The sequence below is a fragment of the Vibrio proteolyticus NBRC 13287 genome, from assembly GCF_000467125.1.
Classification (GTDB): Bacteria; Pseudomonadota; Gammaproteobacteria; order Enterobacterales; family Vibrionaceae; genus Vibrio; species Vibrio proteolyticus.
The window spans coordinates 143,682-168,347 of sequence record NZ_BATJ01000007.1 but is presented as its reverse complement, the minus strand read 5'-3'; the positions used below and the strand labels follow the sequence as shown (position 1 = coordinate 168,347).

Here is a 24,666-nt window from a genome sequence, read left to right as displayed (position 1 = left end):
CAGGCTTAGAGTAAATCGACGATTGAATCTGCGACAAATTCGGCAATCCAGGACTGAGCTTCAGGTTTTGGGTGCAGGCCATCATCCATAATCCACTGTGGATTACTGGTGATGATGCCTTCGAGGAAAAACGGGATCAACGCTACCGAGCGATCAGTGGCCAGCTCAGGGTAAATACCGGAAAACGCTTGGGTATAGCGTTTGCCATAGTTAGGCAGAACGTGAATTTGCATCAGAATAGGCGTTGCACCAGCGGCTTCTATGGTATCAATAATGGTGTTGAGATTCTGCTTAATGATAGGGGGAGCGAAACCACGCAGCCCGTCATTGGCGCCGAGCTCGATCAACACACTATCAGGCTTATGCTGATCCAGCAGTTGTGGCAATCGGGCGAGACCGTTTCCCGTGGTGTCACCAGAGATGCTGCCATTGATCACATCGACCGGTTTGCCTTTTTGTACCAACACATCCGGTAACAAGCTGGGCCATGCTTTTTCAATAGGCATTTGATAGCCTGCACTGAGGCTGTCGCCCAGAATTAACAGTGTTTCAGCACGCGTTTGAACCGAAAATATCAGAATAAAAATCAAGGAAAGTAGTCGAATCATGCAAACATCCGTTATTAAAGCTGAGTCTCTTAGTAAAGTAGTCTCCACTAAACAGGAAAGTTTAACAATCTTAACCGACATAAATCTGGACATTAAAAATGGTGAGAGTGTGGCGATTGTCGGAACGTCAGGCGCAGGAAAATCGACCCTAATGACATTGTTGGCCGGATTAGATACAGCGACCGGTGGAGACGTTGAATTGTTGGGGCAGTCTTTGTCGCAACTAGACGATGAGGCCAGAGCGGCAATCCGCAGTCAGTCCGTCGGTTTCGTGTTTCAGAGCTTCCTGTTAATTCCGAGCTTAACGGCGCTGGAGAACGTAACATTGCCGTGTTTGCTCAAAGGTGAAGAAGAAGACACTGAGCGTGCACGGGAACTGCTGTGTTCTGTTGGATTGGAACATCGGATGGATCATTCACCATCGCAACTTTCGGGTGGTGAACAACAACGTGTTGCTCTGGCACGGGCGTTCATGATTCAGCCTAAGATTCTGTTTGCGGATGAGCCTACTGGCAACCTGGATCAGAAAACCGCAGCCAAAGTTATCGAGTTACTTTTCGACCTCAACCAACAACACGGCACAACGCTGGTTCTGGTTACCCACGATATCAATCTTGCCCAGCGCTGTGACCGCCGACTGCATATCCAGTCAGGTCGGTTGGAGGAAGCATGAGTATGTCTGGCACGGTGAATCAGTCCAATAGACGTATCTGGTCGTGGAGCTGGAATGAAATCCGCCATGGACAGTTGTGGCCCATTTCAGTCGCGTTGACCTTAATCATCGCCTGTATTTTTGCTTTGTCTGCTCTGGCAGAACGCATGGAACAGGTGGTTGTAAAACAGGGGAAAGAAGCGTTAACCGCAGACAGTGTTTACGTCAGCGCCAATCCAGTTCCACCAGCGTTGCAGGCGGCGGCACGAAATCAGCAACTGAACACCTCTGTTATGACACGCTTTGCCACCATGGCTTTTAGTGAACAGGCCATGCAGTTGGTAACCGTAAAAGCAGTGCAAGAAAATTATCCCTTGCACGGTGAGATGCGTTTGTCGGACGGGAAAATAGAGCGCCAACATGTCAAGCCAGGCGAGTTGTGGCTTGATGAACGGGTATTCAATCTGCTTGAGGTCACCATTGGTGACAAGGTCACGTTAGGTGACGCCGATTTTGTGATAACAGGCCGTATCGTTGAAGAGCCAGGCTTGAGCTTCAACCCGTTTCAGCAGATGCCGGCGGTGTTGATCAATCAGGCCGATGTGGAGAAGACCGGTGCTGTGCAACTGGGAAGTCGAGTTCGTTACAGTTTGTTTGTTAATGGTACGGATGAGCAAATTGAAACACTCAAAGCGTCATCAACGTTAACACCGAGCGATCGCTGGCGCGATCAGAACTCAGCCAGTCGGACCAACGAAGTATTCCAGCGTACCGAACAGTATCTGTCACTGACGGTGGCGATAGTGGTGATTATGGCCGCTACGACACTGGTACTCACGTGTCAGCATTACGTTTCGACCAGGAAAAAGACCATTGCTATGTTGAAAAGTCTCGGGGCAAGCCGCCGCTGGATTCGGCGTTGGTTGTCAACCCAGGTACTGATTCTGTCTTTGATTGCTTCTGTCTTTGGCATCATCATTGGCATATTACTTGAAGTTCTCCTGCGCATACCTCTAACGGATTTGTTGCCCAATCCGCTGCCGGGGTATGGAATGGTACCGGCGCTGTTGGCGATTGGGGCCAGTGTGTTGATTGCTGTTCCGGCACTTGGCATCCCGTTGCTGTCGTTGCTGAATATCAACGCGGTCAATGTGATGCAACCTCAGGCTGATGACAAAACCAACCGGCGTTATGCCTGGCTGATACTGGTTCCTCTGCTGCCAATGGTTTACGCCTACAGCGACAATCGTTTGGTGTGGATTGTACTGCTGGGTATTTTAGTGTTGTTCATTGTGCTGGGGATACTGTCGGTGTTGGTGACCCGTAGCCTGACGCGTCTGCCATTGTCGACATCGTTTAAACTGGCGCTAAGCCGCATCAACCGATCCTCTCTGTCTTCCGGTGTTCAGTTTGGCGCACTGGCCCTGTCACTGATGTTGCTGGCGGTTATGTGGCTGGTTCGCACAGATTTGCTTAGCGATTGGCAGCGAACCATTCCTCCTGATGCCCCCAACGCATTTGCATTGAACATCGCTGCTTACGAAAAAGACGCTTACCTCAACACCCTCGATAGCGCGAGTGTCGACCGCTCAGAAGCCTATCCGATTATTCGCGGACGCTTATCGAAAGTAAATGGCGAAGACGCCAAACAAGTCGCCAATGGTGGGGAGGCAAGTGATGCCTTGCGTCGTGAAATTAACTTTACCTGGGCAGACGATGTGCCTGAGCACAACGACTTATTACAAGGGGAGTGGACGGATGAAAATGGGGTTTCGGTAGAGTCTGATGTGGCGACTGATTTGGGATTGATGCTTGGTGATGAACTAACGTTTGTCATTAACGGGCAAACGCTCAGCGCCAGAGTTAACTCAATCCGTCATGTGGAATGGCGAGACATGAAGCCTAATTTTTACTTCATTTTCACTCCGGATGTGCTGAGCAGCATTCCGGCCACCTGGTTGGTCAGCTTCCGGATTGATCAACAGCATGATGCGTTGGTCACGTCATTGTCGCGCAATCATCCCACGGTTAGCCTGATGGATATTCGCAGCATGGGGGCCAAAATCCAGCAGTTATTAACACAGATTGTCTGGTCGACAACTTTGCTTGCGGCTATTGGTGTAGTGGCTGGGCTGTTACTGATTTTCACTCTGCTGCGGCTGAGTTTGTCACAACGCCAAGACGAAATTCGCCTCTACCGGACGTTAGGTGCGAGTAAAAAACGGGTGACACGCACTATCTGGGCGGAGTATGGATTGATGGCGTTGATTGCAGGTGTGGTTGCCAGTTTCGGTTCGGAGCTGGTTGTCGCCGGTGTGATGAAATTTGGGTTTGAATTGTCCCCAGCGCTGCACCTTTCCATGTGGTTAATGTTGCCTCTGGCTACTTTTTGCACACTTTTTGTGGTGGTGAGTAGTTTAATAAAAAGGCTATTAACCCCTGTAAATAAAGAGTTTAGTTAAGTCAAGTCGGGGATGTTTTTCTAGTTATCCACAAAAACAGTGGATAAGCTATGGGATAACTCAAACTGTAGATAACTGGCCATTTGTCCTAGCCCAATAACTACGGACTTTTGGCCAGTTTTGTTATTCACATGGTTAAAAAAACGCCTCTGGCAAATATGTCCGTCAAGCCTTTTTTTTAATTTTTACGTCTTGCAACTGAAATATATCTGAACTAAAGACGCGAAAAAAATGTGATTTTTTTAATGGCATAAAGGCTTTAGAATATCGGCAGAATTTGAGTGTCAGCAGTTTTAATGTCTCACCTAAGTAAACATACATCGCCTGCACACGTCGCCGTGATCGGTGGAGGTGTTGCCGGAGCAACCGCAGCACTGCACCTGGCAGAAAGAGGTGTGCGTGTCTCACTGATCGAAAAAAGTGATGGATTAGTCAACGGACCACCGATCTGTCATTTGCATGCTGGGGGCAACCTCTATCGAGAAATCTCCCAGCAGCAGTGCATCGAACTGTTAAAGCAGTCCATCGAATCTGTACGCTTGTATCGACATACACTGAATGTGAGGCCAACAATTATTGCGGTACCACACAGTGATGGCGGTCAGCCAGAAGAGCTCTTGCCGAGGTTGACAGTGGTTGCTGATTCCTACCGTGAGTTGGTCGAACAGAACGAAGCCAATCGAGTTCTAGGCGATCCTGAAGACTATTATCGAGTTTATGAAAAATCAGAGCTGTTGGCTCTGAAACAACAGGTTCAGCCGAAATGTCCGATCACATTTGATGAATGGATGATCCCGTTTGCTAAACGAGTGGATCTGGAGCAACTCAAGTTTCCAGTAGTGATGGTCAACGAATTTGGTTGGAGTGTATTTCGTTTAGCTGCGACTGCGACACTGGCTTTTGACCAGATGCCACATTGTGATGTTCAACTGAATACGCGTTTGATAAGCGCAAGCCATGATGGCCAAGAGTGGCGCCTGACGTGTAAAGATACTCAAGACAACGTATTCCAACTTAAGGCCGACTATCTGGTCAATGCCTGCGGATACGAAACTGGAAAGTTGGACGATCAGGCCGGGTTTAAACGCAAAAGGCTGGTGGAATTTAAAGCCGCGTATGTTACGCAGTGGCCACAGTGTGAAGAACAGTGGCCCGAAGTGATTTTTCATGGTCCAAGAGGCACGTCAAAAGGCATGGCGCAACTGACGCCATACGCTGACAACGTGTTCCAGTTGCATGGCATGACAGAAGAGATCACGCTGTTTAAAAACGGCTTGGTTGGATCCTCCACCACTTCTTCTCAACCACAGTTGCCCCTTGAGTTGCAACGCAAAATGGACACCGGTTGGTTGGAAGATATCAGCGAACGTCGCAGCGTGCGCGCGATTGAACACGTGGCTCAGTTTATTCCCAGATACCAGACAGCGACGCCAATGGGAAAACCTTTGTACGGCGCGCAGCAGATTCCCGGGGATGATGCGACTTTGCGAGCTGCGGATGTAACGTTTGAAGCCAACGGGTATGCCAGACTGGAGGTGGTTAAGGGTTCATCTGCATTAGAAGCGGCGCGAAAACTCGTGCAGCACTGGCAATTGGATGATGGCGATACGGCTTCTATTGAAGCATTGCACCCGGTGTCTCTGTCGTTAACGGCAGATGCCATCGAAAACCAGGCGATCGTTCTGGCGGAGCAGCGAGGTTATCCGTCTGCGCTGGCTAAAGTGGTTGGGATCAATAACCAAAAAACTTAGCCCACTTGCACCAGGCATCTTGCAGTCCCAGTAAATCGCCTGGTGTGAAACTCACCGACTGACCTGGCTTCGCCTGTGCAAGGCGGGGAAGATCAATTCTGGCTACACAGCCGATTTTGGGGTACCCACCGATGGTTTGTCGATCGTTTAACAGCACGATCGGTTGCCCATCCGGGGGCACCTGAATCGCCCCTAAAGCAATCCCTTCACTGAGTATCGCGTGCTGAGGCGCAGGGATTGTGCTGCCTGTCAGGCGATAGCCCATCCGGCTGCAATGCTGGCTGATCTGGAATGTACGTTGGTACATTGCGTTTTTGGCGTCATTGTCGAACTGATCAAATTGATAGCTTTCAATCACGCGTAACGTGATCGGTAAGTTGTAGTTGGGTTGAAAGCGAAAAGACACCTCTCTCAGTGGCGTATTGCAGCGGTGCTCGTGAAAGTACAGTTGATCACCTTTTTCCAGCGCCCGGCCATTAGAATGTAGACCCCCCAGTTTATCTTTGGCCACTGTCGCGCAGCTGCCCAGTTGCAACGGAACATCGAATCCGCCTTTGATGGCTAAGTATGCTCGCAAGCCATTTTTAGGCAAACCAAAGCTGAGTGTTTGCCCACGGCGCATTATGAATACCGACCAGTTGGGTAAGCGAACTCCATCCAGTTTGGCCTGTAAGTCTCCGCCACATAATGCCAACTGGCATTTGTCTTGCGCAACGAATTCGGCCTGACCCAATGTGATTTCCAGCGCGGCACAGTTGATGTCGTTATCCAGTAAATGATTTGCCCAACTGTAGGCGTAGTCATCCACTGGGCCTCCGGGAACAATACCGATCTGTGTGACGCCGTAACGACCAAAGTCTTGAACCAGAGTTAATTGACCGGGCTTTTTCACCTCTAGGTGAGGGCGGTGTCTCATACAAAATCTTCCTTGTGGATAGTGCCACCCAGTTCGATGAATTCGGCTTGGCTAATGGGTTTGAATCGCACTTTCTGACCAACAGTGAACGGAATCATCGGTTCTTGGTTAGGGGAATAAAGCACCAGTGGGCAGTTGCCGATGATGTTCCACCCTCCGGGCGAACTGTCGGGATACACTGCGGTTTGTTTTTCAGCGATCGCGATGCTGCCTTTAGGCAGTGACAGGCGTGGCGTGTCTTTTCTGGGGAGCTTTAACTGCGGATCGACTTCGGTCAAAAACGCAAAACCGGGCGCAAAACCAATCGCTCCGACCGTATATTGCTTGTCCGAATGAAGGCGAATCACATCCTCGAGTGACAAACCTCTGTCGAAATAAAGTGTTAAGTCCGGCCCGACGGATAGATCGTAGTAAGCCGGAAGCTCAATTGTATCGCTGTGCGCGTTCAGTTGTGGCTGGAGAGAATTGATCAAAGTTTCTGTCCTGGTACAGAAATCAAAGATAGAAATGCGGTGCGGTAAGTAATCAATCAGAATGGTGTTGTATGAGGGGGTAATGTTCATCAACCACTCTGCCAGTTCTGCCTGTAGTGCGTCACTGACGCAACGCACTAACTGAGACGTTTCAGCATTGGGTTCGTGTTCGAATACAATCAGAATGCTGCATTCTGCGATAGGTTCTATTCGGTAATCGAAATCCAATCTGTTACTCCTCTAGGGCCTGACGAATTTTGGCAATCAGTCCGGCTGATGATTCGTTATCGCCGTGCACGCAAATGGTGTCGGCTTCTATCGGGACGACAAAACCATCTTTACTGGTGACTTTCGCGTAACGTGCGATCTGACGTACCTGATTTATGATGTCTTCTTCGCGTGTTAGCACTGCGCCGCTTTCTGAGCGAGGGCACAATGAGCCATTACCCAGGTAGGCTCTATCAGCAAACGCTTCGAATAATAAAGGCACTTCGTATTTGTCCGCGATGTCAAAAAACGCCTGACTGTCAGAGGTCGCCAGGATCATCAGTGGGACATTAAAGCATGACACGGCATCCACGACGGCTTCAAAAATAGCCAGATCTTTCATCATGTCATGGTAGAGCGCGCCATGTGGCTTCACATAGCTGACTTCGGTGTTCTTACTTTCACACAACGCTTTCAGTGCGCCAATCTGATAAATCAGCATCTCACTTAACTCGTTGGTCGGGTAGCTAATGGATCGACGGCCAAAGCCCTGCAGATCCGGATATCCAGGGTGTGCACCGACTTGTACGCCATGTCGGATCGCGAGGTCGATTGTTTGGCTCATTACATGTGGGTCTGAAGCGTGAAAGCCGCAGGCAATGTTGGCCATGTCAATCCAGGGCATGACTTTGTCATCACAGCCCATTTTCCAGGGGCCAAAACTTTCGCCCATATCGCAGTTCAGGGTCAGCGTGGATTTAGTCATTGATGTTCACCATCATAAATCTGGTCCAAAGGGTGATCTGTTTCATTATTCAATCGGTTTATTAAGCGTAAGGTATGCTTTTTCTATAATTTGATACTATTCAATGAAATAATAGCTCAGTTTCATGATGCTCAACACATACGAGTGTTGAGAATCTCATGTCGTTGCAGCAATGGAAATGGCTTGCAAACCAAATTGAGAACAGTACGACAAGTTTGCTGTCATCATTTAATTCTGCCGTAAACGGCAGGGCCGCGGCGTCAGGCAAAATAAAGAATCAATAATTTACGATTGAAAATGGAAGTTTAATCGGGCGAGGTTTGCCTGCTAAGTGTCTGCCAGACACGCCCGGGGGCCTTTAAAACAACAATGAAGTTACTCAACCAACTCTCGCTCAGGAACAAATTGGTTCTGCCAATTATCGTTTTTACAGGAGTGATTTTTTTCGCGTCTCAAGTTTATATGTTCAGATTGAGCCTCCAGCGCGAAGAGACCAATCTTATTGAGCGAGTGACCGTCCTGGCTGGTGGCATTGCGCATAATCTGCATACCTCTTTGTATTCAGAAGACAGCTTGGCTGCTCAGTTAGCCCTGTCCGCGTTCAATGCCGACCCAGACGTACTGGGCGTAAAGCTGTTTACTCGCTCAGGGCAACTGTTTGCCAGCTACGTCAGTCCAGGTTTCAAGTTTAGCCAAGAAGATGAACGGCAATTGTCCGGCCTAACCAGTGGTATTCATATCGGCCAAAATTGCATCTATTCCGCTATTCAAATTCAGTGGGGGGAAAAGAGCATCGCGGTCTTGAAAATGGCCATATCTAAGGATTCCCTGAAGCTGCTCTATCGAACGGCTGTGGAAAACAGTGTGCTGTTTTTGACCTTGATGATCGTCGCGAGTGTTGTGCTCTACCTGACAGTACAAAAATACATTGTGCATCCAGTCTTTGCGCTGAATCGCGCCATGGGGGACTTCATTGATAATCGCAGTCGTCGAATTATGTTGTACCCAGAGTCAAACGACCAGATCGGTGAGCTGTTCACGGCGTTCAACACCATGGTGGAAAGATTAGGTCAGCACGAAAAACGCGTGACGTTTGCGTTGGATAAACTGGAAGTGGAAAAAGCGTTTGCCAATGAAGTAATCGAGACCGTTCAACACGCCTTATTGGTTGTTAATCGCAAGGGGGAAATCGTTCACCACAATGCAGCGAGTCGTGAAGTCTTCAGTTGTACCGATGATGTCATCCAGAACGCCTGTCTGATGGATCTGTTTCGGGTTCCAGATTGCAGCTTGTTCGATGATGCTTTGAATTGTGGCAAAACCTTTGATGATGAACTGGTGTGGGTGACTGATCTGCTGTCTCGGAAAATCTTACTTCAGGTGTCGTGTCGGGTACTTTCCCGATCGGAGCAGATGCTGTTTGCGATTCAGGATGTCACTGAGGAAGAAGCGCACCGCGCACGGCAGAGGCTGGCGGCTGGCGTGTTTGAAAACAGTCACGACGGATTGATGGTGCTGGATCATGATGGTGTCATCACCATGGTGAATCCGGCCTTCAGTCGTATGTTGGGATACCATCAAAACACTGTTCTGGGCAAGCCTCCCGGCGAGGTGATGGACTGGCATCAACTGACCTCTTTGATGCCAACCATAACGGATGCTGCGTTTGAGTACGGCCTGTGGCAAGGGGAGATCTGGGAAAAGCACATCGATGGTCGCCTGATCCCCATGTTTGTCAAAGTGAATCTGATTCAAAATCATGAAAGCAGCTCCGCGTATGATTTAGTGTTTATCTTTTCTGATCTGTCGAGCACCAAAGAGATGGAACGGCTGGAGTATCTCGCGCACCATGACTCTCTGACCGGGTTGGGGAATCGTGCTCAGTTGTGCCGGATTGTCGATGAGCTGCTGGCGAATTTCTCCGAGCACCAAGGATTTGGTGTTCTGTATTTGGACCTGGATGGTTTTAAAGCGGTCAACGATACTTTTGGTCATGATGCGGGGGATGCGGTATTAAAGCAGATCTCCGAACGGTTGTTGTCTCAAGTGCGTGCGCACGACCTCGTCTCTCGTTTGTCGGGCGATGAGTTTGTCATTATTGTGAATCATACTGATCGGGAAAATACCATCAAGCTGGCCAAACGTTTATTGCAGCTGTTTCGTGAGCCCGTTGTGTACCAAGGCCAAACTTTACATGTAGGGTCAAGCGTGGGGGTGTATTATGTGGAGCATGGTAATGAGACGCTGGATAGCATTCTGAAGAAAGCCGATGCCGCCATGTATCGGGCCAAAATGCAGGGCAAAGGTCGATTGGTTTTAGCCTGATGCGTTGCATACAGTAAGAAAACCTCTAAAATACCTTTCAAATTCGTCAGTTGGAAAACAGAATGAAAGTACTAGTGACAGGTGGTATGGGTTACATCGGTAGCCATACCTGCATTCAGATGATTGAAGCGGGAATGACTCCGGTCATTTTGGACAATCTGTACAATAGTAAAGCCAGTGTACTGCCGCGTATCGGTGCAGAAGCGGGAATGACTCCAAAGTTCGTTCAGGGCGATATTCGTGATAAAGCGCTGTTAGTCGAACTCTTAAAAGCACACGCGATTGAGGCCGTGATCCACTTTGCCGGGCTCAAAGCGGTGGGTGAGTCGGTTGAAAAACCACTGGAGTATTACGATAACAATGTGAATGGGACGCTGGTTCTGGTTGATGCTATGCGCAAAGCCGGTGTGAAATCCCTGGTGTTCAGTTCATCTGCCACGGTATACGGCGATCCGGCAACAGTGCCGATCACGGAAGACTTCCCGACCAGCGCGACCAATCCTTACGGGCGCAGCAAATTGATGGTAGAGGAGTGTCTGACGGATTTCCAACAGGCGAATCCGGACTGGAGCATTACTTTACTGCGTTATTTCAACCCAGTGGGCTCGCATCCAAGCGGTCATCTGGGAGAAGATCCTCAGGGGATCCCAAATAACCTGATGCCGTTTGTTTCTCAGGTCGCCGTCGGGCGCAGAGAATGCTTATCTGTGTTTGGTAGTGACTATCCAACCAAAGACGGTACCGGTGTGCGTGACTACATTCATGTAATGGATCTGGCCGATGGCCACGTAGCGGCTCTGCAACGTGTCGGTGATAAGGCAGGGCTACACACCTATAACTTAGGAACAGGTAACGGTTATAGTGTTCTGGAGATGGTCCACGCGTTCGAACAGGCTTCAGGTAAGTCGGTTCCGTATCAACTGACGGATCGCCGTCCTGGAGACATCGCAGAATGTTGGGCCGACCCGGCTAAAGCAGAAGCCGAATTGGGCTGGAAAGCGACACGCTCTCTGGACGAGATGACACAAGACACCTGGCGTTGGCAGTCGCAAAACCCGCAGGGCTACCCAGACAAATAACACGCACAAAAAAGCCACCTCAACGGTGGCTTTTTTATTCTGACTCAGGATTCTTTGTCTTTCCACATGGAAAGCAGCCAGATACAAATCACAGCGACGGCGGCAAAGCCACTAAGGATGATCACAGGCATTGCGCTGTAACCGAGAACGTGCCAGATAACTGATTCTAATGTACTCATTCAGGTTCTCCTTATTCCCAGCCTTCAACGCCATGCATGTCTGGTAAGTTGTGTGCGATACCTTTATGGCAGTCTACACAGGTCTTTTCACCAGATGCCAGAGCGGTTGAGTGTTGTTTGGCGCTACGTGAACTCTGTTCGGAGAAATCCATGTACTCGAACTGGTGACAGTTGCGACATTCAAGAGAATCGTTCTTTTTCAGTCTTGCCCATTCACGTTCTGCGAGATGAGCACGGCGTGCCTTGAATTTCTCAGGAGTATCAATGGTACCAATGGCCCATGCGAACAGTTCTTTAGATGCCTGAACTTTACGCACGATCTTATCTGTCCATTCATGCGGCACGTGGCAATCAGAACAAATCGCACGTACGCCGGAACGGTTCGAGTAGTGAATAGTTTCCTGAATCTCCGCCACAATCGGTGCGTGACAGCCAGAACAGAATTCTTCGGTGTTGGTCGCTTCCATCCCGGTGTTGAACGCGCCCCAGAACAGAAGACCACCAGCAAACCCCATGAAAAGCACAATACCAACGGCAGCTTTACTCGGGCTTGTCAGTCTCTTCCAAAACGCTTTAAGTAGTTTCATAAATCGCCTCTTTTAGTCGATGCCTGAGTTAGCGAAGCGAATCAACGCGTTCATATTCATTTTTGACCAGAGGTTTTGCGTCTGCCTGAGGTACGTGACACTGAAGGCAGAAATAGCGGCGAGGCGACACGTCGGCCAGCACCGCATCTTCACGGTTAACGAAGTGGGTCACACTGATCTTGGTTGCGCCCATTTCACTCGCATTCTTCCAGCTGTGACATGAAAGGCACTTATTCGCATTCAGTGATACTTCATAGTTGCGAATGTTGTGTGGAATCAACGGTGGCTGGTAAACGTAATCACTTTCCAGTGCTTGCTCACGAGGGTATTTCTTCATCGCGTCTGCGGGACGAGTCTCTTCCAGTAAGGTAGTTCCTCTTAGTGATGCGACTCCGCCCACGCCGCCGGGGTTATCCAACTCGGCTTGTGCAATACCGGTGATCACAGCGCCTACAGATATCAGTGCAACAAGTAGTTTTTTCATTTTTGATTCTCCGCCTGATGGCTCAATTCTTTAACCAGGCTGCTTTCGCAGCCTGTACATTCAAAGAGTGGGGGTTAAGCCACTTTGGTGATTTTGACCGGACACTTCTTAAAGTCGGTTTGCTTCGATAGTGGATCCGTTGCGTCAAGAATCAATTTGTTAATCAGAATGCGTGCGTCAAAGAACGGCACAAAGACAAGGCCTTTAGGTGGTTTGTTGCGCCCACGAGTTTCAACCCGAGCCCGCACTTCACCCCGTTTATTCGAAATCAGAACTTCATCGCCGCGGCGCAGGCCTCGTGCAACGGCGTCGTCGTGATGCATAAAGCAGACTGCGTCAGGGAAGGCTTTATACAATTCGGGAACACGACGAGTCATGGTGCCGGTATGCCAGTGTTCAAGCACGCGGCCAGTACATAACCACAGGTCGTATTCTGCATCAGGCACTTCCGGCGGCGCTTCGTATGGCGCGGAGATAATCCAGGCTTTACCATCCGGTTTGCCGTAAAAGTCCCAATCGCTGCCTTTTTTCGCGTATGGGTCGGAACCTTCTTTAAATCGCCACTTGGTTTCCTTACCATCCACCACAGGCCAGCGTAGGCCGCGCACTTGATGGTAACGGTCGTAAGGAGCCAGATCGTGACCATGGCCACGCCCAAAGGTGGCGTATTCCTCAAACAGGCCTTTTTGCACGTAGAACCCAAAATGGTGTGCGTCATCGTTTAATTCGCGTGCTTCCTCAATAGGGAAGGCATCCACCTGACCATTGCGGTAGAGTACGTCGTACATGGTTTTTCCGCGATACTCCGGTTTCTTGGCCAGTAATTCTTCAGGCCACACTTCTTCTATCTTAAAGCGCTTAGCGAACTCCATGAGCTGCCAAAGATCCGATTTTGCGTCACCAATGGTCTCGACTTGCTGATACCAGGCTTGGGTACGACGCTCAGCGTTACCGTAGGCACCTTCTTTTTCTACCCACATCGCCGTCGGCAGAATCAAATCCGCAGCCTGAGCCGTTGCGGTCGGATACGGATCCGAAACCACGATAAAGTTATCGGGATGACGGTAACCAGGTAAACGCTCCGTATTGATGTTCGGACCTGCTTGCAGGTTGTTATTACACTGAACCCAGTAACAGTTCAGGACGCCATCGTTGAGCATGCGGTCCTGTAATACGGCATGGAATCCCGGTTTCGGCGGGATAGTGCCTTCCGGCAATTTCCAAATCTTTTCGGCAATTTCACGGTGTTTCGGGTTGGCGACAACCATATCCGCTGGCAGACGGTGTGCGAACGTTCCGACTTCACGGGCAGTACCACATGCTGACGGCTGACCAGTCAGTGAGAATGGACTATTACCCGGAGTAGCGATTTTTCCGGTGAGCAGATGCAGGTTATACACCAGGCTTTGCATCCAGACACCGCGAGTGTGCTGGTTCATGCCCATTGTCCACAGTGACATTACTTTAGTGTCAGGATCGGCGTACTGTTTGGCCAGAGCGATCAGTTTGTCTGTCGACACGCCAGACATTTCAGACGCTTTTTCTGCGGTATAGGGAGCTACTGACTTTTTGTATTCCTCAAAGGACATGTCAAACATGTCGCCCGAGTTCGGGTGTTTTGCTTTTTGCTGTAGAGGGTCGTTATCGCGCAGTCCGTAACCGATGTCGGTTTGAGCCTGTTTGAAATGGGTATGTTTGTTGACAAAGTCCCAGTTAACCGCATCGTTTTGAATGATGTAGTTGGCAATAAAGTTAGCGATCGCCAGGTCAGACTGTGGATGGAAAATGTAGCCATGATCCGCTAACTCAAACGAACGGTGGTAATAGGTAGATAGAACGTTGACACGAACGTGCGGGTAGCTCAGACGACGGTCAGTGATTCGTGTCCACAGGACCGGGTGCATCTCAGCCATGTTTGAACCCCACAGCACGAATGCATCTGCGTTTTCGAAGTCGTCGTAGCAGCCCATGGGTTCATCAATACCGAATGTACGCATAAAGCCAACCACGGCAGAGGCCATACAGTGACGAGCGTTAGGGTCGATATTATTCGAACGAAAGCCCGCTTTCATTAATTTCGATGCCGCGTAACCCTCCATCACGGTCCACTGACCAGAACCGAACATACCAACACTCGTTGGGCCCTTTTTCTTCAGGGACGCTTTCCATTTTTCAGCCATGACATCAAAAGCGGTATCCCAGGACACAGGCTCGAAATCACCGTCTTTACTGTACTTGCCATCCTTCATGCGAAGCAGTGGCTGAGTCAGTCGATCTTGACCGTACATGATCTTCGACAGGAAGTAACCTTTGATACAGTTCAGGCCTTTATTGACGGGCGCTTCAGGGTCCCCCTGTGTTGCCACAACACGGCCGTTTTGAGTACCGACCAAAACAGAGCAGCCGGTACCGCAGAATCGACAAGGCGCTTTGTCCCAATGGATCTTTGTTTGGTCGGAGCTTGCAATCAGGTTGGTCGCGGAAGCTGGCAGTGTAATGCCTGCCACGGCCGCTGCCGAAGCGGCTGCGTTTGCTTTCACAAACGCACGTCTTGTCATTTTCATACTTCACCCTCAATTTGGGAAATTTGCGTTCCAGTGTCAGAATCCGTGTCGCCCAGGTTGGTTTCAATCTGGTGATAAACCAGCACCGCGCTCAGGACGTTTGGTAAGTTGTTAATGGCATCTATCGTGTCAGTGACAAAACCCTGGTTTTCGGTTTCTAACACCACGACAATTTTGCCTTCCGGGCTGTCACCATAAATCTCTGCGTTTTCAAACGCCGCGATTTGTGTTTTGACGGTTTCCAGGTCTTCCGGTAGGGCATGGACCACCAAGCTTGAAATGTGCACTTCATTTAGTGACATAAATTGCTCTCGTATTTTTTATAAAATATTGCTCACATTGATTGCTGAAGTCGGGCAGACAGAGACGCACGCGCCACAACCATTACATTCAGACAGATCCAATATCGGCTGTGACACCCGGCCGATTTCAGGTTTAAACTTGATAGCCATGGGATCGCAGAGATCGCCACAGCTCCGACAATCGACATTTTGTTTTGCCAGACACTGCTCTGTGATGGTGGCTTTTGCATTCCAAGGCTGTACATCTTTGGCATTAAACAGGGGTTCAGGACATGCTTCGGCACACTGATAACAAAATGTGCATTCGCCGAAGGTGAAATCCACGCTGGGGTAACCACCATCGCCAATCTTGATGATTTGAGTTTCACAAGCACTTACGCATTTTCCGCAGCGTGTACAGCCGTCTACAAACACCTGATTATCAATTAACCAAGGGAGGCGAAGCGTCTGCTCGTTGATGTCTCTGCGTGAAAAAAAGCGTCTTTTTGAAAGATCGACCACTAATCCACCTGCGATAGAGAAACTTAACTAAAGTCTAGTTCACATTTCTCATTAACAAATTGTCATTTATCCATACACAAATTGTAGTTTTTGCCATATTCGTATAAATACCCCCTAAGAGGTAATTAGGATGCAATGTTGTTTTGGATCAATAAATTCCGGAGAGAGTGATCACATATTGTGCCCATATTTACTTAGGAATATGGTAAATAATAAGTCGAAGTGTTCGTGGAATAGAGGTGTGGCTTGAGAGGTCAAGTACAAAAGTCGGTAACCAGTACTATAGCAAAGGCCATGCTGTTGATTCTGCTGCTGTCCGTTGCGACAACCAGCTTTGCAATTATTACCTTGGCTTCGAGCCTGAATGATGCCGAAGCGGTGAACGTGGCCGGCTCTATGCGGATGCAAAGCTATCGTCTGGCTCATGATATACAGAGTCAATCTGATAACTATCAGTACCATATTTTCCAGTTCGAGCGTTCGATCTATTCCAGTTCGATGAAAGCCTTACAGAAGTGGTATGTTCCCGACGACATCACTCAGGATTATTATCGACTGATCGTTCGTTGGCACGAATTGAAAGCTGTGCTGGATGGCGATGGCCGGGATCAGTATCTTGTTCTGGTTGCGGGTTTTGTCACTCAGATCGATGCTTTTGTCTTCAAACTTCAAGAATATTCAGAGAAAAAGCTGATCAATCTGGCTTGGGTGGGTGGCCTTGGATTAGGTGCAGTTTTGTTGGTCAGCATTTTTGTTGTTGATTTCATCCGCAGTGAAATAGTGAGCCCGTTGAAATCATTGGTCGCGGCCAGTGAACAGATCCAATCACGTTCGTTTGATGTTTCGCTGGATGAATCGAGCAGTAATGAAATGGGCATTCTGGCTCGAACGTTTAACCGAATGGCCGCAGAGCTGGGTAAGTTATACCGTGGCCTCGAGCAAGCGGTGAATGAGAAAACGCACAAGTTACAACACGCCAACCAGTCTCTGAAAGTATTGTACAACTCATCACAAGAATTGACGGCGGCACGCATCAGCGTCGACAACTTCCAGGCAATATTGCGTCATATTGTCAGCATTGAAGGTATCACCGGGGTCAGAATTGAAATTGAAGAACCCGGAGAGAAAAATCTGATCCTGGAAGAAGGCGCTTTTTATGGTGAGAACGTCGAGCAGAAGGCGTTGTCTTTAGACGAACATCATTTAGGAACCTTGCAATGGGAATACGGGCTGCCCTGTCCGGACAAAGCGCTGATTGATAACTTCGTCCAGATCTTATCCCGCGCGGTGTATTACAATCACGCACAGCGTCAGGCCGAACAGCTGTTGCTAATGGAAGAGCGGGCGACGATTGCAAGGGAGTTACACGACTCTCTGGCGCAATCATTGTCGTATCTCAAAATCCAGGTTGCTCTACTGAAAAAAGTGATCAACAAACTGCCGCACAGCGAATTTACGCCGAAAACAACGCTGGTTATCGGCGAGTTAGATACCGGTTTGTCTTCTGCGTATACCCAGCTCCGCGAGCTCTTAACGACGTTTCGCCTGACTATAAAAGAAGGTACATTCGGCCAGGCACTGCAAGAGATGCTTGAGCAGTTAAACGAACAGACCAGCGCTCAGATCCAACTGACGAATGAACTGTCTTCGGTCGATTTGGATGTACACCATCAGGTGCACCTTCTACAACTGATTCGTGAAGCCACAATCAATGCCATTAAACATGCGAATGCCTCCTGCATTCAAGTGAGGTGTTTAGCGTTGGGTGACGTTGTCACGGTGTCAGTGAAAGATGACGGTGTTGGCATGAGCGAGCACAATGAAAAAATTAACCACTACGGCATGAGCATCATGCAAGAGCGTGCGAACCGGCTTAATGGTGAGCTGAAAGTCCACTCTTCGCCAGATCAGGGTTGTGAAGTCGTATTAACTTATCAACGTTCAAAGGAAGCAAAGTTTGACAGTGTGTAACGTAATGTTGGTTGATGATCACCCGCTGATGCGTCGTGGGATCAAACAATTACTCGAATTTGAAGACGACTTCAGTGTCGTAGCTGAAGCTAGTAACGGGGCGGATGCAATTGCACTGGCTCATGAGGTTGAACCTGAGTTGATATTGCTTGACCTTAATATGAAAGGGATGTCTGGTCTGGATACGCTTAAAGCGCTCAGAGCGGATGGCTCTGATGCGAGTATCGTGATCCTGACGGTCTCTGACAGTCCCGCGGATATTGAAGCTCTGGTTAAAGCCGGAGCAGATGGCTATTTACTCAAAGACACCGAGCCCGATGAACTGATTGAACTGCTTATACAGGCGGTTGGGGGCGATAAAGCCTACAGTCAGGAAGTTGCCAGATACCTGAGTGACAGCGAAGGCCGCGAAGATATTTTTGACTCGTTGACCGAGCGTGAGACTCAGATCCTGCAAGAAGTCGCACGTGGATACCGAAATAAACAAATTGCAGATCGCCTTTTCATATCGGAATCGACCGTGAAAGTACACATGAAGAGTTTGCTCAAAAAGCTACGGGTTCCTTCTCGTACTGCGGCGACGGTGCTGTATCTGGAACGTTATGGTGACGTGAAGTAAACATCGGATAGAAACAGAAAAGGCGCTCAATGAGCGCCTTTGTTTTTTTGTTTGTTGTTACGTGATTTAGACGTACATCGGTACGAGAACCATAGTACCGATAATCACAGTGGCCAGTCCGCACAATACGGGTACAGAAGTACGTTTCACGACCTCAAACGGGCTGACTTGACCCATACCGGACGTGGCAACCACAACACCGGACACGGGGGAAATGGTTCGGCCCAGATTCGAAGCTTGCAGCATTGGAATAATCAAAAAAGCAGGGTTCAGGCCCATTTTGGCCGCCAGCGATGGTGCCAGTTCGACAAATGCGTAAAAAGGAGCATTACCCGATCCAGTGGCGATGGCTGCGGCCACCGTCAGGGCTGTGAGGATCAGCATCAGAGCCACTCCACCAGCGCCGGCGGTTTCTGCCAGATGAAGCAAGTTGTCAATAGCTCCGATAGACATCAGGCCTTGTGCAAACACCCCGGCAGCTACTAACAGCATGACCACACCTTTGAAGGCATCCGCCATACCCTGATAGCAAGATTCCAGGTCGTCGAGGGTTTTTTGTCCATCAAAACGTTTGGTGACAAAGTCGACTAGCGCACCAATGAAAATCGACAAAACGACGATGGTATAGATGTCAAGATAGAGGCCTTTGATAGTCTCCCCATTAAAGACGAACACGCCAATAATAGGAAGAAAAGGCAGAGCCGCATAGTAGGCTGGTGCATTGACTTCAATTTCAGAGACATCAATGCGCTCCATTAGTGAATTGTCTTTTTTGTCCAGATACTGGTTCCAAAAGAACGCCGCAATAGCCATCACGATGATGGCGCAAATGGAGACAGGCAATACGGTTTCCACGGCAAAAACATGCAGAGCCAGACCGGATTTCTCCGCTGCGATAACTACATCACCTGATGTCGGCGATAAGATGATTGCCGCCGGTGAGGCGCACACGGCCACAGCCGCAGGACGGGAAATGCCCATTGCAGTCATCATTGGGAACAGAGTCGCCATCAAAAGCACACCGAGACCCGTCGCAGAGCTGACGGCCAGGGACATTAAACAAGCCACGATATAGGCAGCAACAAGCAGGATATATGGAGATTTGATGACCGACAATGGTTTCGAAAACTGCTTCACCACCACGTTGTTGGCGCCGATATGGGTCATGTAAGACGCGAAACCGCACAGTAACATGATCTGCATGCCTAAACCGCCACCACGGTATTGGAGCATATATTTCACGTACTCCAGTGAATCGGTCAGCATGTTGCCCGTAGACTGAATGGAGTCAGGTAAAACGGTATGGCCGATAATTCCGGTAAGAATAAGCAGTAATACACCAGCGGTTAGCAGGACACCGGCAGGCTTATAGCCTTTCACGATGAAGTAGCCGACAGCCACAGTCACTACTAATCCAATCAAGAGCTCCAGCATAGATATCTCCGTTAGATTCTGAAAATGATAAATAAAATGTTTCAAACTGTGACTCGAAATGTACAGAAAAGCGTTTTGTAGCACGAGAGCTACTTAAACTTGTCATGATCTAAAACAAGAAATTAACCAATGTGTTAACACTCAGAAGTGAAGATGATTCAATGAGGTAGGGGAAATGTTAATGATGATTTAAGTGTCAATAAAAAAGTGCTAAGTTGATCAAAATGACACAACGCCCAGACTGAACGAAGAGGCAGAGTAAAAGAGACGTTTTTACTATTTAGATATTATTAACCGACGTGCTGGAGCCCTTGAACGATGGCTTGTGGTTCAGCCAGGTAGTAGCCTTGCAACATGTCGATATTCAGGCCTCGCATGGCGTTGAACTGCGCTTCTGTTTCAATGCCCTCTACCACGATCTTCGCGCCTTTATTGCGGATGGTGGTCAACGCGTTTAACAATGGAGATTGTGTTCCGTTCACGTAATCTTGCATCAGGCTGCGATCTAGCTTAACGATCTGTGGGTTTAACAGATTGAGTCGATACTCGTTGGACTCTTCGACGCCGTAATCGTCGATTGCAATATTAAATCCATACTCATGCATACGCTGAAGGGCGTTTTGTAGCAGATCGTCCGATTCAGATTTTGCTTCGATGATTTCCATCACAATGTTGCTGGCATCGATTTGGAGTTCTTTTAGCCGCTTAGCCAGAAGAGTGCACTCAATGTCGGTATACGCATATCGTTCGCTGGCTGCGGGAAGCATATTAATAAACAGGGCGACATTTCTATACGTCGAGAGGCTATAGTTGCGAATGTGCACGACACGAGAAAGGCATTCCAGATTGATTTTGTCTTCCGTGTTGGTTTCTTCGCCAAGAAAAATCGTGTCTGGCATCATGCACTCGCCAGTCAGCGTGTGGATTCTTGCCAGCGCTTCGACGCCGACAACATTTAAATGTTTATCGAAGATCGGTTGAAACACGCTAGACACACGCAGTCCATTGTATATCGCGTAAAACTGTCCCTGAGCATCAACAAACAAGTACTGCAAAATCTGTTTTCGAGTGGCAAGTAGCATTTGACCAAATCACTAATGAGTTAAAGTTTATTCACATAAAGTCTGACGTTCGGTAACCCAGCAATTCCATTTATGGTTACGTTCATCTTACGCAAAACATTTTCTTAACGTTCACTCTTTTTGTCTTATGTTTGAGATTATAAGCAAGAGTGATGAATTTTTATCAGGTGATTGTATTGATATATGAATAACTTAATCATACAGCGAATGCCTTCATCGTGCTGCAGAGGTTTTGATGTGTTTGTAATTAAGTCTCAAAAACGAGATTTGGATCATAGTGGAATGAGGCAACACGCTACCTTTCATCAAAGAAATCTTTATTCCGGATGTATTTTGACATTAAGTGATATGAAAACGGACGAATCAGCCAGGAGCCGAGAGAGCGCCCTAGTCGTATCAGTGTTGGGGTATTTTCGTAAATCCGCCCGTTGTATAGCCAGAGAATTTTACCGACGTGCCAGTAGAAAAAAGGAAGTGGAGGGAGAAAGGTAACGATATCGAGATCGCAGCATACCCGATAAGTTTTGTGACTTAACAGATAACGTCGTTTAAAGCGCAGACCGCCAATAGCCGGTTGTCCAAAAGTAACAACCCGTTTAATCACTTTCGGGTAGTGATGCTCAATGTAGTCGGCTATCACACAACCTATTGCGCCACCGGACGAGTGCCCAGTAACAGAGACTCGCTTTCCTTGCTCAATCAACGGAGTGACAATACTCATCACTCGCTCGAAAACTGATAAACCCAAGGTGTCGTTTTTGTGCGCTGGCAAACTTTCTTGGGTCAGCAAATAGTGGAAGCCAGCGTGAATGGGGTAACTCAAGCCAAAGTTTCGACAGTGCTTCTTCCACATCACCAGATTGAGTAGCCAGTCCCAAATATTATGCGAACCTTTAATGACAATAATGACTTCGTCGGATTCTTTGCTCCAGAGAACGCGAATGTAGGTTTTGCCGAATCGGTTATTGATGATCCGCTGTCCGGTGGGAGAAAAACCATAGCGGGTTTGTTTGAAGACTCGTTGGTAAGCAAGATTGCATAGGACGGCGTAGCGCTCATATTGGTAACGTTTGAGCTTTTTCACTTAACCTGCCTGAATTTATCGACTTAGGCTTAAGTGTCACACCGTCACATGAAAGATTGATGACAAATCAGTTCCATTGAATCACGGCGTAAAGTTGGATGTATTTACGCACGAGTTGTTGATTGTTGGAACGTTTCAAAGGATGAGAAAATTTAATGTAGTAGGGGCTAAGCGCGTATTGCGCTTCAAGCATCTGTGACAGCAGTGAGTCACTTTCGTACAGGCTGATTCCTTGTGCGTTGTAGTCGTCAAGTTCATCCGGCAGTTGTCCTGTCCACCAATGCAGAAGTTCTCGGCTCTGTTTACTGCGGCTGATCCAATGATCGGAAAGCAGCAGCAATAAATCGTTGGGTTGAATGGCGTAGCCGTATTCCTGCTGCCATAAACCAATTTGTTTCATTAATTTGTGTCGACAGCCGTTTCCAGCACTGACCAGATGAGAGGTCAGGACCCAGACGGTGCCGGCATCTGAGCTGACGCGGTAATGGTGGGGAAGATCGTTGTTCTGATGAATGTCCATTGGTGCGTATTCGCAACCGTGACCAAACTCATGGAGCGTACGAGAAAGGCGTCTGGCAAAGGCAAGCCCCAAGTGATGTTCACTCATTCCACCGTTATGTATGGTTGGGTAATGTTTTTCGCACAACGCCATGCAGTCAGCCTGAAATTCGTTCACACTTTGAATCAGCACATCCAGTAGCAACGCATATCTCCTCGAAATGAGCACAATGCTCAATATCAGCAAAGCGTACCATAAAAATTTCAAACCACTCGTCTAAATTTCGCAACTTCATGATCTTTCCCGTTATTTACATCACGAATTTTTGTTATTCAAACCCGCTTATGTCCAAGTTGCTGACTGAAAACTGTTAGGATTGGGTCAATTGATCACTTAGCCGATAGGCGAAAAATAGAGAGCCTTCGTTACACATTAAGAGAGAATGAGCATGTCAGAGATTGAATTTACCCACGAACAAAAACAAGCCATGGCAGAAGCACTGCAACGCTTCCTTGAATCCGAGTGCGATACTGAACTGGGACAGTTCGATGCGCTTTTTCTGGTGGACTTTATCAACAAAGAACTGGCGCCAGCGTTTTATAACAAGGGCGTTTCGGATGCGAAGAGTGCTCTGGAACGTAGAATGTTGGACATCAGCGATGACTTTTATTCGATCGAGAAAGATTCGAAGTATTAACCATGATGTAACGCTTTGTTACATGTTTGACTGCGGTTTTTTCTTAGATGAGAGACAAAAACAATAGTGATTAACTTGTTAATATTATTGGCCTTTCGTTGATCTATCTAGGCTTGTCACAAGTGAGCGAAAAGTTGTTCGAAATATTTGAATAACTTATTCAGGTTACTAATATTCCCACATTGTAAATATTGGTAAATACTGTGTTACGCCAATGAGATAAATCGCTATGATAGACATTCTCATTCGGCGCTGGGCACATTTTGGAAACTAAAAATGAGTACAGAAGTTAAAAACTATAACGCGATGGTACGGGCAATCCACTGGATATCAGCGGCCGTCATCATTGGTATGTTTGCTGTTGGTTTGTGGATGGTTGATCTGACTTACTACAGTCAATGGTACAAAACTGCACCTCACTGGCATAAGTCGGTTGGTATCATATTAGCGGCGGTCACAATTTTCCGGATCGTCTGGAAGCATGTAACTTTGTCTCCAAAGGTGGAGGGCAAAGCTTACGAGGTTATCCTGGCTAAGCTGGCCCACAGTGCGATTTATTTATTGCTGCTGGTTATCTTTATTTCTGGCTATCTGATCTCGACAGAAGATGGTCGCGGAATCGATGTATTTAACTGGTTTACCGTCCCAGGAGCGGGGGCGTTTTTTGAAGGTCAGGCAGATACTGCCGGTACCATTCATTATTACGCTGCCTGGGCTCTGATTTTACTGGCCGCGCTGCATGCTGTCGCGGCACTCAAACATCACTTTATTGATAAAGACAACACGCTACGCAAAATGATAGGAGCTTCGAAATGAAAAAAACGTTAATTGCTACCGGATTGGCTATGGCAGTTGCACTGCCTTTTGGTGCAAGCGCAGCGGATTATGTAATTGATTCAAAGGGCGCTCACGCGTCGGTTAACTTTAAAGTCAGCCATCTTGGCTACAGCTTTATCAAAGGTCGTTTTAACAAGTTTGAAGGCGATTTTTCTTACGATCCAGCGAATATTGCAGCCTCTAAAGTCAATGTAACGGTCGACACCAGCAGCCTGGATTCTAATCATGCTGAGCGTGATAAACACATCCGTAGCTCAGACTTTATTGATGCAGGTAAATTCCCATCAGCAACATTCACCAGCACGAAAGTGATTGATAAAGGTGATGGCAACTTAGATGTTATGGGTGATCTGACTCTGCATGGCCAAACAAAACCAATCACAATCAATGCACACTTTGTGGGGGCAGGTAAAGATCCATGGGGCGGTGAGCGTGCAGGCTTCTACGGCACCACCCGTCTTGAACTGGCAGATTTCAATATTGCAGTAATGGGTGATTCGAGCTACGTAGACATGGAACTGCATGTGGAAGGCGTGAAACAATAACGCATTTTGCTTTGTCAAGTAGCCCCCGCATTGCGGGGGCTT

Annotated in this window: 24 protein-coding genes; 10 read left to right on the top strand and 14 right to left on the bottom strand. The window is 48.1% G+C overall.

Features of this window, described 5'->3' with window-relative positions; all coding sequences use genetic code 11:
• Window positions 1–5: 5 nt before the first annotated feature.
• A complete protein-coding gene (locus VPR01S_RS10585) occupies window positions 6–608 on the bottom strand; it encodes an arylesterase (RefSeq protein ID WP_021705325.1) in 603 nt (200 codons plus the stop codon).
• Here VPR01S_RS10585 and VPR01S_RS10580 point away from each other — a divergent pair.
• The 3 genes from VPR01S_RS10580 (at window position 607) to VPR01S_RS10570 (ending at window position 5,473) form a co-directional block, all read left to right on the top strand.
• Complete coding sequence (locus VPR01S_RS10580; RefSeq protein ID WP_021705324.1) at window positions 607–1,281, top strand: ABC transporter ATP-binding protein; 675 nt, start codon at window positions 607–609, stop codon at window positions 1,279–1,281. The two genes, VPR01S_RS10585 and VPR01S_RS10580, sit on opposite strands and share 2 nt — an antisense overlap.
• 2 nt (window positions 1,282–1,283) lie before the next feature.
• Entirely contained in the window at window positions 1,284–3,722 is a 2,439-nt protein-coding gene (locus VPR01S_RS10575; RefSeq protein ID WP_040902563.1) for an ABC transporter permease, read from the top strand.
• A gap of 296 nt (window positions 3,723–4,018) precedes the next feature.
• The gene (locus tag VPR01S_RS10570) at window positions 4,019–5,473 is read left to right on the top strand and encodes an FAD-dependent oxidoreductase (RefSeq protein WP_021705322.1); all 1,455 of its coding nucleotides are present in this window, start codon (window positions 4,019–4,021) and stop codon (window positions 5,471–5,473) included.
• Here VPR01S_RS10570 and VPR01S_RS10565 read toward each other — a convergent pair.
• From VPR01S_RS10565 to VPR01S_RS10555, 3 genes are read right to left on the bottom strand one after another with little or no spacing between them, the layout of a single operon-like run.
• A complete protein-coding gene (locus tag VPR01S_RS10565; protein WP_021705321.1) occupies window positions 5,454–6,389 on the bottom strand; it encodes a 5-oxoprolinase subunit C family protein in 936 nt (311 codons plus the stop codon). The two genes, VPR01S_RS10570 and VPR01S_RS10565, sit on opposite strands and share 20 nt — an antisense overlap.
• Entirely contained in the window at window positions 6,386–7,090 is a 705-nt protein-coding gene (locus VPR01S_RS10560) for a 5-oxoprolinase subunit B family protein (RefSeq protein WP_021705320.1), read from the bottom strand. Before VPR01S_RS10560 ends, VPR01S_RS10565 begins: the two co-directional genes overlap by 4 nt.
• A gap of 4 nt (window positions 7,091–7,094) precedes the next feature.
• The gene (locus VPR01S_RS10555; RefSeq protein WP_021705319.1) at window positions 7,095–7,835 is read right to left on the bottom strand and encodes a 5-oxoprolinase subunit PxpA; all 741 of its coding nucleotides are present in this window, start codon (window positions 7,833–7,835) and stop codon (window positions 7,095–7,097) included.
• 462 nt (window positions 7,836–8,297) lie between these two features.
• Between VPR01S_RS10555 and VPR01S_RS10550 the strand changes: the two genes are divergently transcribed.
• Window positions 8,298–10,160, top strand: a complete 1,863-nt coding sequence (locus VPR01S_RS10550) for a diguanylate cyclase domain-containing protein (RefSeq protein ID WP_237668139.1) — start codon at window positions 8,298–8,300, stop codon at window positions 10,158–10,160.
• A gap of 62 nt (window positions 10,161–10,222) precedes the next feature.
• The gene (galE, locus tag VPR01S_RS10545) at window positions 10,223–11,239 is read left to right on the top strand and encodes a UDP-glucose 4-epimerase GalE (protein WP_021705317.1); all 1,017 of its coding nucleotides are present in this window, start codon (window positions 10,223–10,225) and stop codon (window positions 11,237–11,239) included.
• A 44-nt stretch (window positions 11,240–11,283) separates the two neighbouring features.
• Here galE and VPR01S_RS22255 read toward each other — a convergent pair whose 3' ends face one another.
• From VPR01S_RS22255 to napF, 6 genes are all read right to left on the bottom strand, one after another.
• Window positions 11,284–11,418 (bottom strand): TIGR02808 family protein, encoded by a 135-nt coding sequence (locus VPR01S_RS22255; protein WP_021705316.1) that lies wholly within the window; start codon window positions 11,416–11,418, stop codon window positions 11,284–11,286.
• A gap of 11 nt (window positions 11,419–11,429) precedes the next feature.
• Window positions 11,430–12,005 (bottom strand): NapC/NirT family cytochrome c, encoded by a 576-nt coding sequence (locus tag VPR01S_RS10540; RefSeq protein WP_021705315.1) that lies wholly within the window; start codon window positions 12,003–12,005, stop codon window positions 11,430–11,432.
• 28 nt (window positions 12,006–12,033) lie between these two features.
• Window positions 12,034–12,489, bottom strand: coding sequence for a nitrate reductase cytochrome c-type subunit (locus tag VPR01S_RS10535; RefSeq protein ID WP_021705314.1), 456 nt, complete (start codon window positions 12,487–12,489; stop codon window positions 12,034–12,036).
• A gap of 74 nt (window positions 12,490–12,563) precedes the next feature.
• Entirely contained in the window at window positions 12,564–15,053 is a 2,490-nt protein-coding gene (gene napA, locus VPR01S_RS10530; protein ID WP_021705313.1) for a periplasmic nitrate reductase subunit alpha, read from the bottom strand.
• On the bottom strand, window positions 15,050–15,355 hold the full coding sequence (locus tag VPR01S_RS10525) for a chaperone NapD (RefSeq protein WP_021705312.1): 306 nt from the start codon (window positions 15,353–15,355) through the stop codon (window positions 15,050–15,052). The genes napA and VPR01S_RS10525 overlap by 4 nt, the downstream gene beginning before the upstream one ends.
• 18 nt (window positions 15,356–15,373) lie before the next feature.
• Window positions 15,374–15,856 carry a ferredoxin-type protein NapF gene (napF, locus tag VPR01S_RS10520; RefSeq protein ID WP_021705311.1) on the bottom strand — a complete coding sequence of 161 codons (483 nt, stop codon included), beginning with the start codon at window positions 15,854–15,856 and terminating at the stop codon, window positions 15,374–15,376.
• A 246-nt stretch (window positions 15,857–16,102) separates the two neighbouring features.
• Here napF and narQ point away from each other — a divergent pair, with 246 nt between their 5' ends.
• Window positions 16,103–17,827 (top strand): nitrate/nitrite two-component system sensor histidine kinase NarQ, encoded by a 1,725-nt coding sequence (narQ, locus tag VPR01S_RS10515; protein WP_040902562.1) that lies wholly within the window; start codon window positions 16,103–16,105, stop codon window positions 17,825–17,827.
• Window positions 17,814–18,446 carry a response regulator gene (locus VPR01S_RS10510; protein ID WP_021705309.1) on the top strand — a complete coding sequence of 211 codons (633 nt, stop codon included), beginning with the start codon at window positions 17,814–17,816 and terminating at the stop codon, window positions 18,444–18,446. The genes narQ and VPR01S_RS10510 overlap by 14 nt, the downstream gene beginning before the upstream one ends.
• Window positions 18,447–18,512: 66 nt before the next feature.
• Here the strand turns inward: VPR01S_RS10510 and dcuC are convergent, their stop codons facing one another.
• The 4 genes from dcuC to VPR01S_RS10490 form a co-directional block, all read right to left on the bottom strand.
• Window positions 18,513–19,880: an anaerobic C4-dicarboxylate transporter DcuC gene (dcuC, locus tag VPR01S_RS10505; protein ID WP_021705308.1), complete on the bottom strand. Its 1,368-nt coding sequence runs from the start codon at window positions 19,878–19,880 to the stop codon at window positions 18,513–18,515.
• Between the two features lie 290 nt (window positions 19,881–20,170).
• Window positions 20,171–20,962 carry an EAL domain-containing protein gene (locus VPR01S_RS10500; RefSeq protein WP_021705307.1) on the bottom strand — a complete coding sequence of 264 codons (792 nt, stop codon included), beginning with the start codon at window positions 20,960–20,962 and terminating at the stop codon, window positions 20,171–20,173.
• Between the two features lie 295 nt (window positions 20,963–21,257).
• Window positions 21,258–22,046, bottom strand: a complete 789-nt coding sequence (locus VPR01S_RS10495; RefSeq protein WP_021705306.1) for a lipase family protein — start codon at window positions 22,044–22,046, stop codon at window positions 21,258–21,260.
• Window positions 22,047–22,113: 67 nt separating this feature from the next.
• Window positions 22,114–22,749 (bottom strand): hypothetical protein, encoded by a 636-nt coding sequence (locus tag VPR01S_RS10490; RefSeq protein ID WP_021705305.1) that lies wholly within the window; start codon window positions 22,747–22,749, stop codon window positions 22,114–22,116.
• 244 nt (window positions 22,750–22,993) lie between these two features.
• Here VPR01S_RS10490 and VPR01S_RS10485 point away from each other — a divergent pair, with 244 nt between their 5' ends.
• The 3 genes from VPR01S_RS10485 (at window position 22,994) to VPR01S_RS10475 (ending at window position 24,624) form a co-directional block, all read left to right on the top strand.
• Window positions 22,994–23,242, top strand: a complete 249-nt coding sequence (locus tag VPR01S_RS10485; RefSeq protein WP_040902561.1) for a DUF2164 domain-containing protein — start codon at window positions 22,994–22,996, stop codon at window positions 23,240–23,242.
• Between the two features lie 276 nt (window positions 23,243–23,518).
• Window positions 23,519–24,058 carry a cytochrome b gene (locus VPR01S_RS10480; protein WP_021705303.1) on the top strand — a complete coding sequence of 180 codons (540 nt, stop codon included), beginning with the start codon at window positions 23,519–23,521 and terminating at the stop codon, window positions 24,056–24,058.
• Window positions 24,055–24,624 (top strand): YceI family protein, encoded by a 570-nt coding sequence (locus tag VPR01S_RS10475; RefSeq protein WP_021705302.1) that lies wholly within the window; start codon window positions 24,055–24,057, stop codon window positions 24,622–24,624. The genes VPR01S_RS10480 and VPR01S_RS10475 overlap by 4 nt, the downstream gene beginning before the upstream one ends.
• Window positions 24,625–24,666 lie beyond the last annotated feature (42 nt).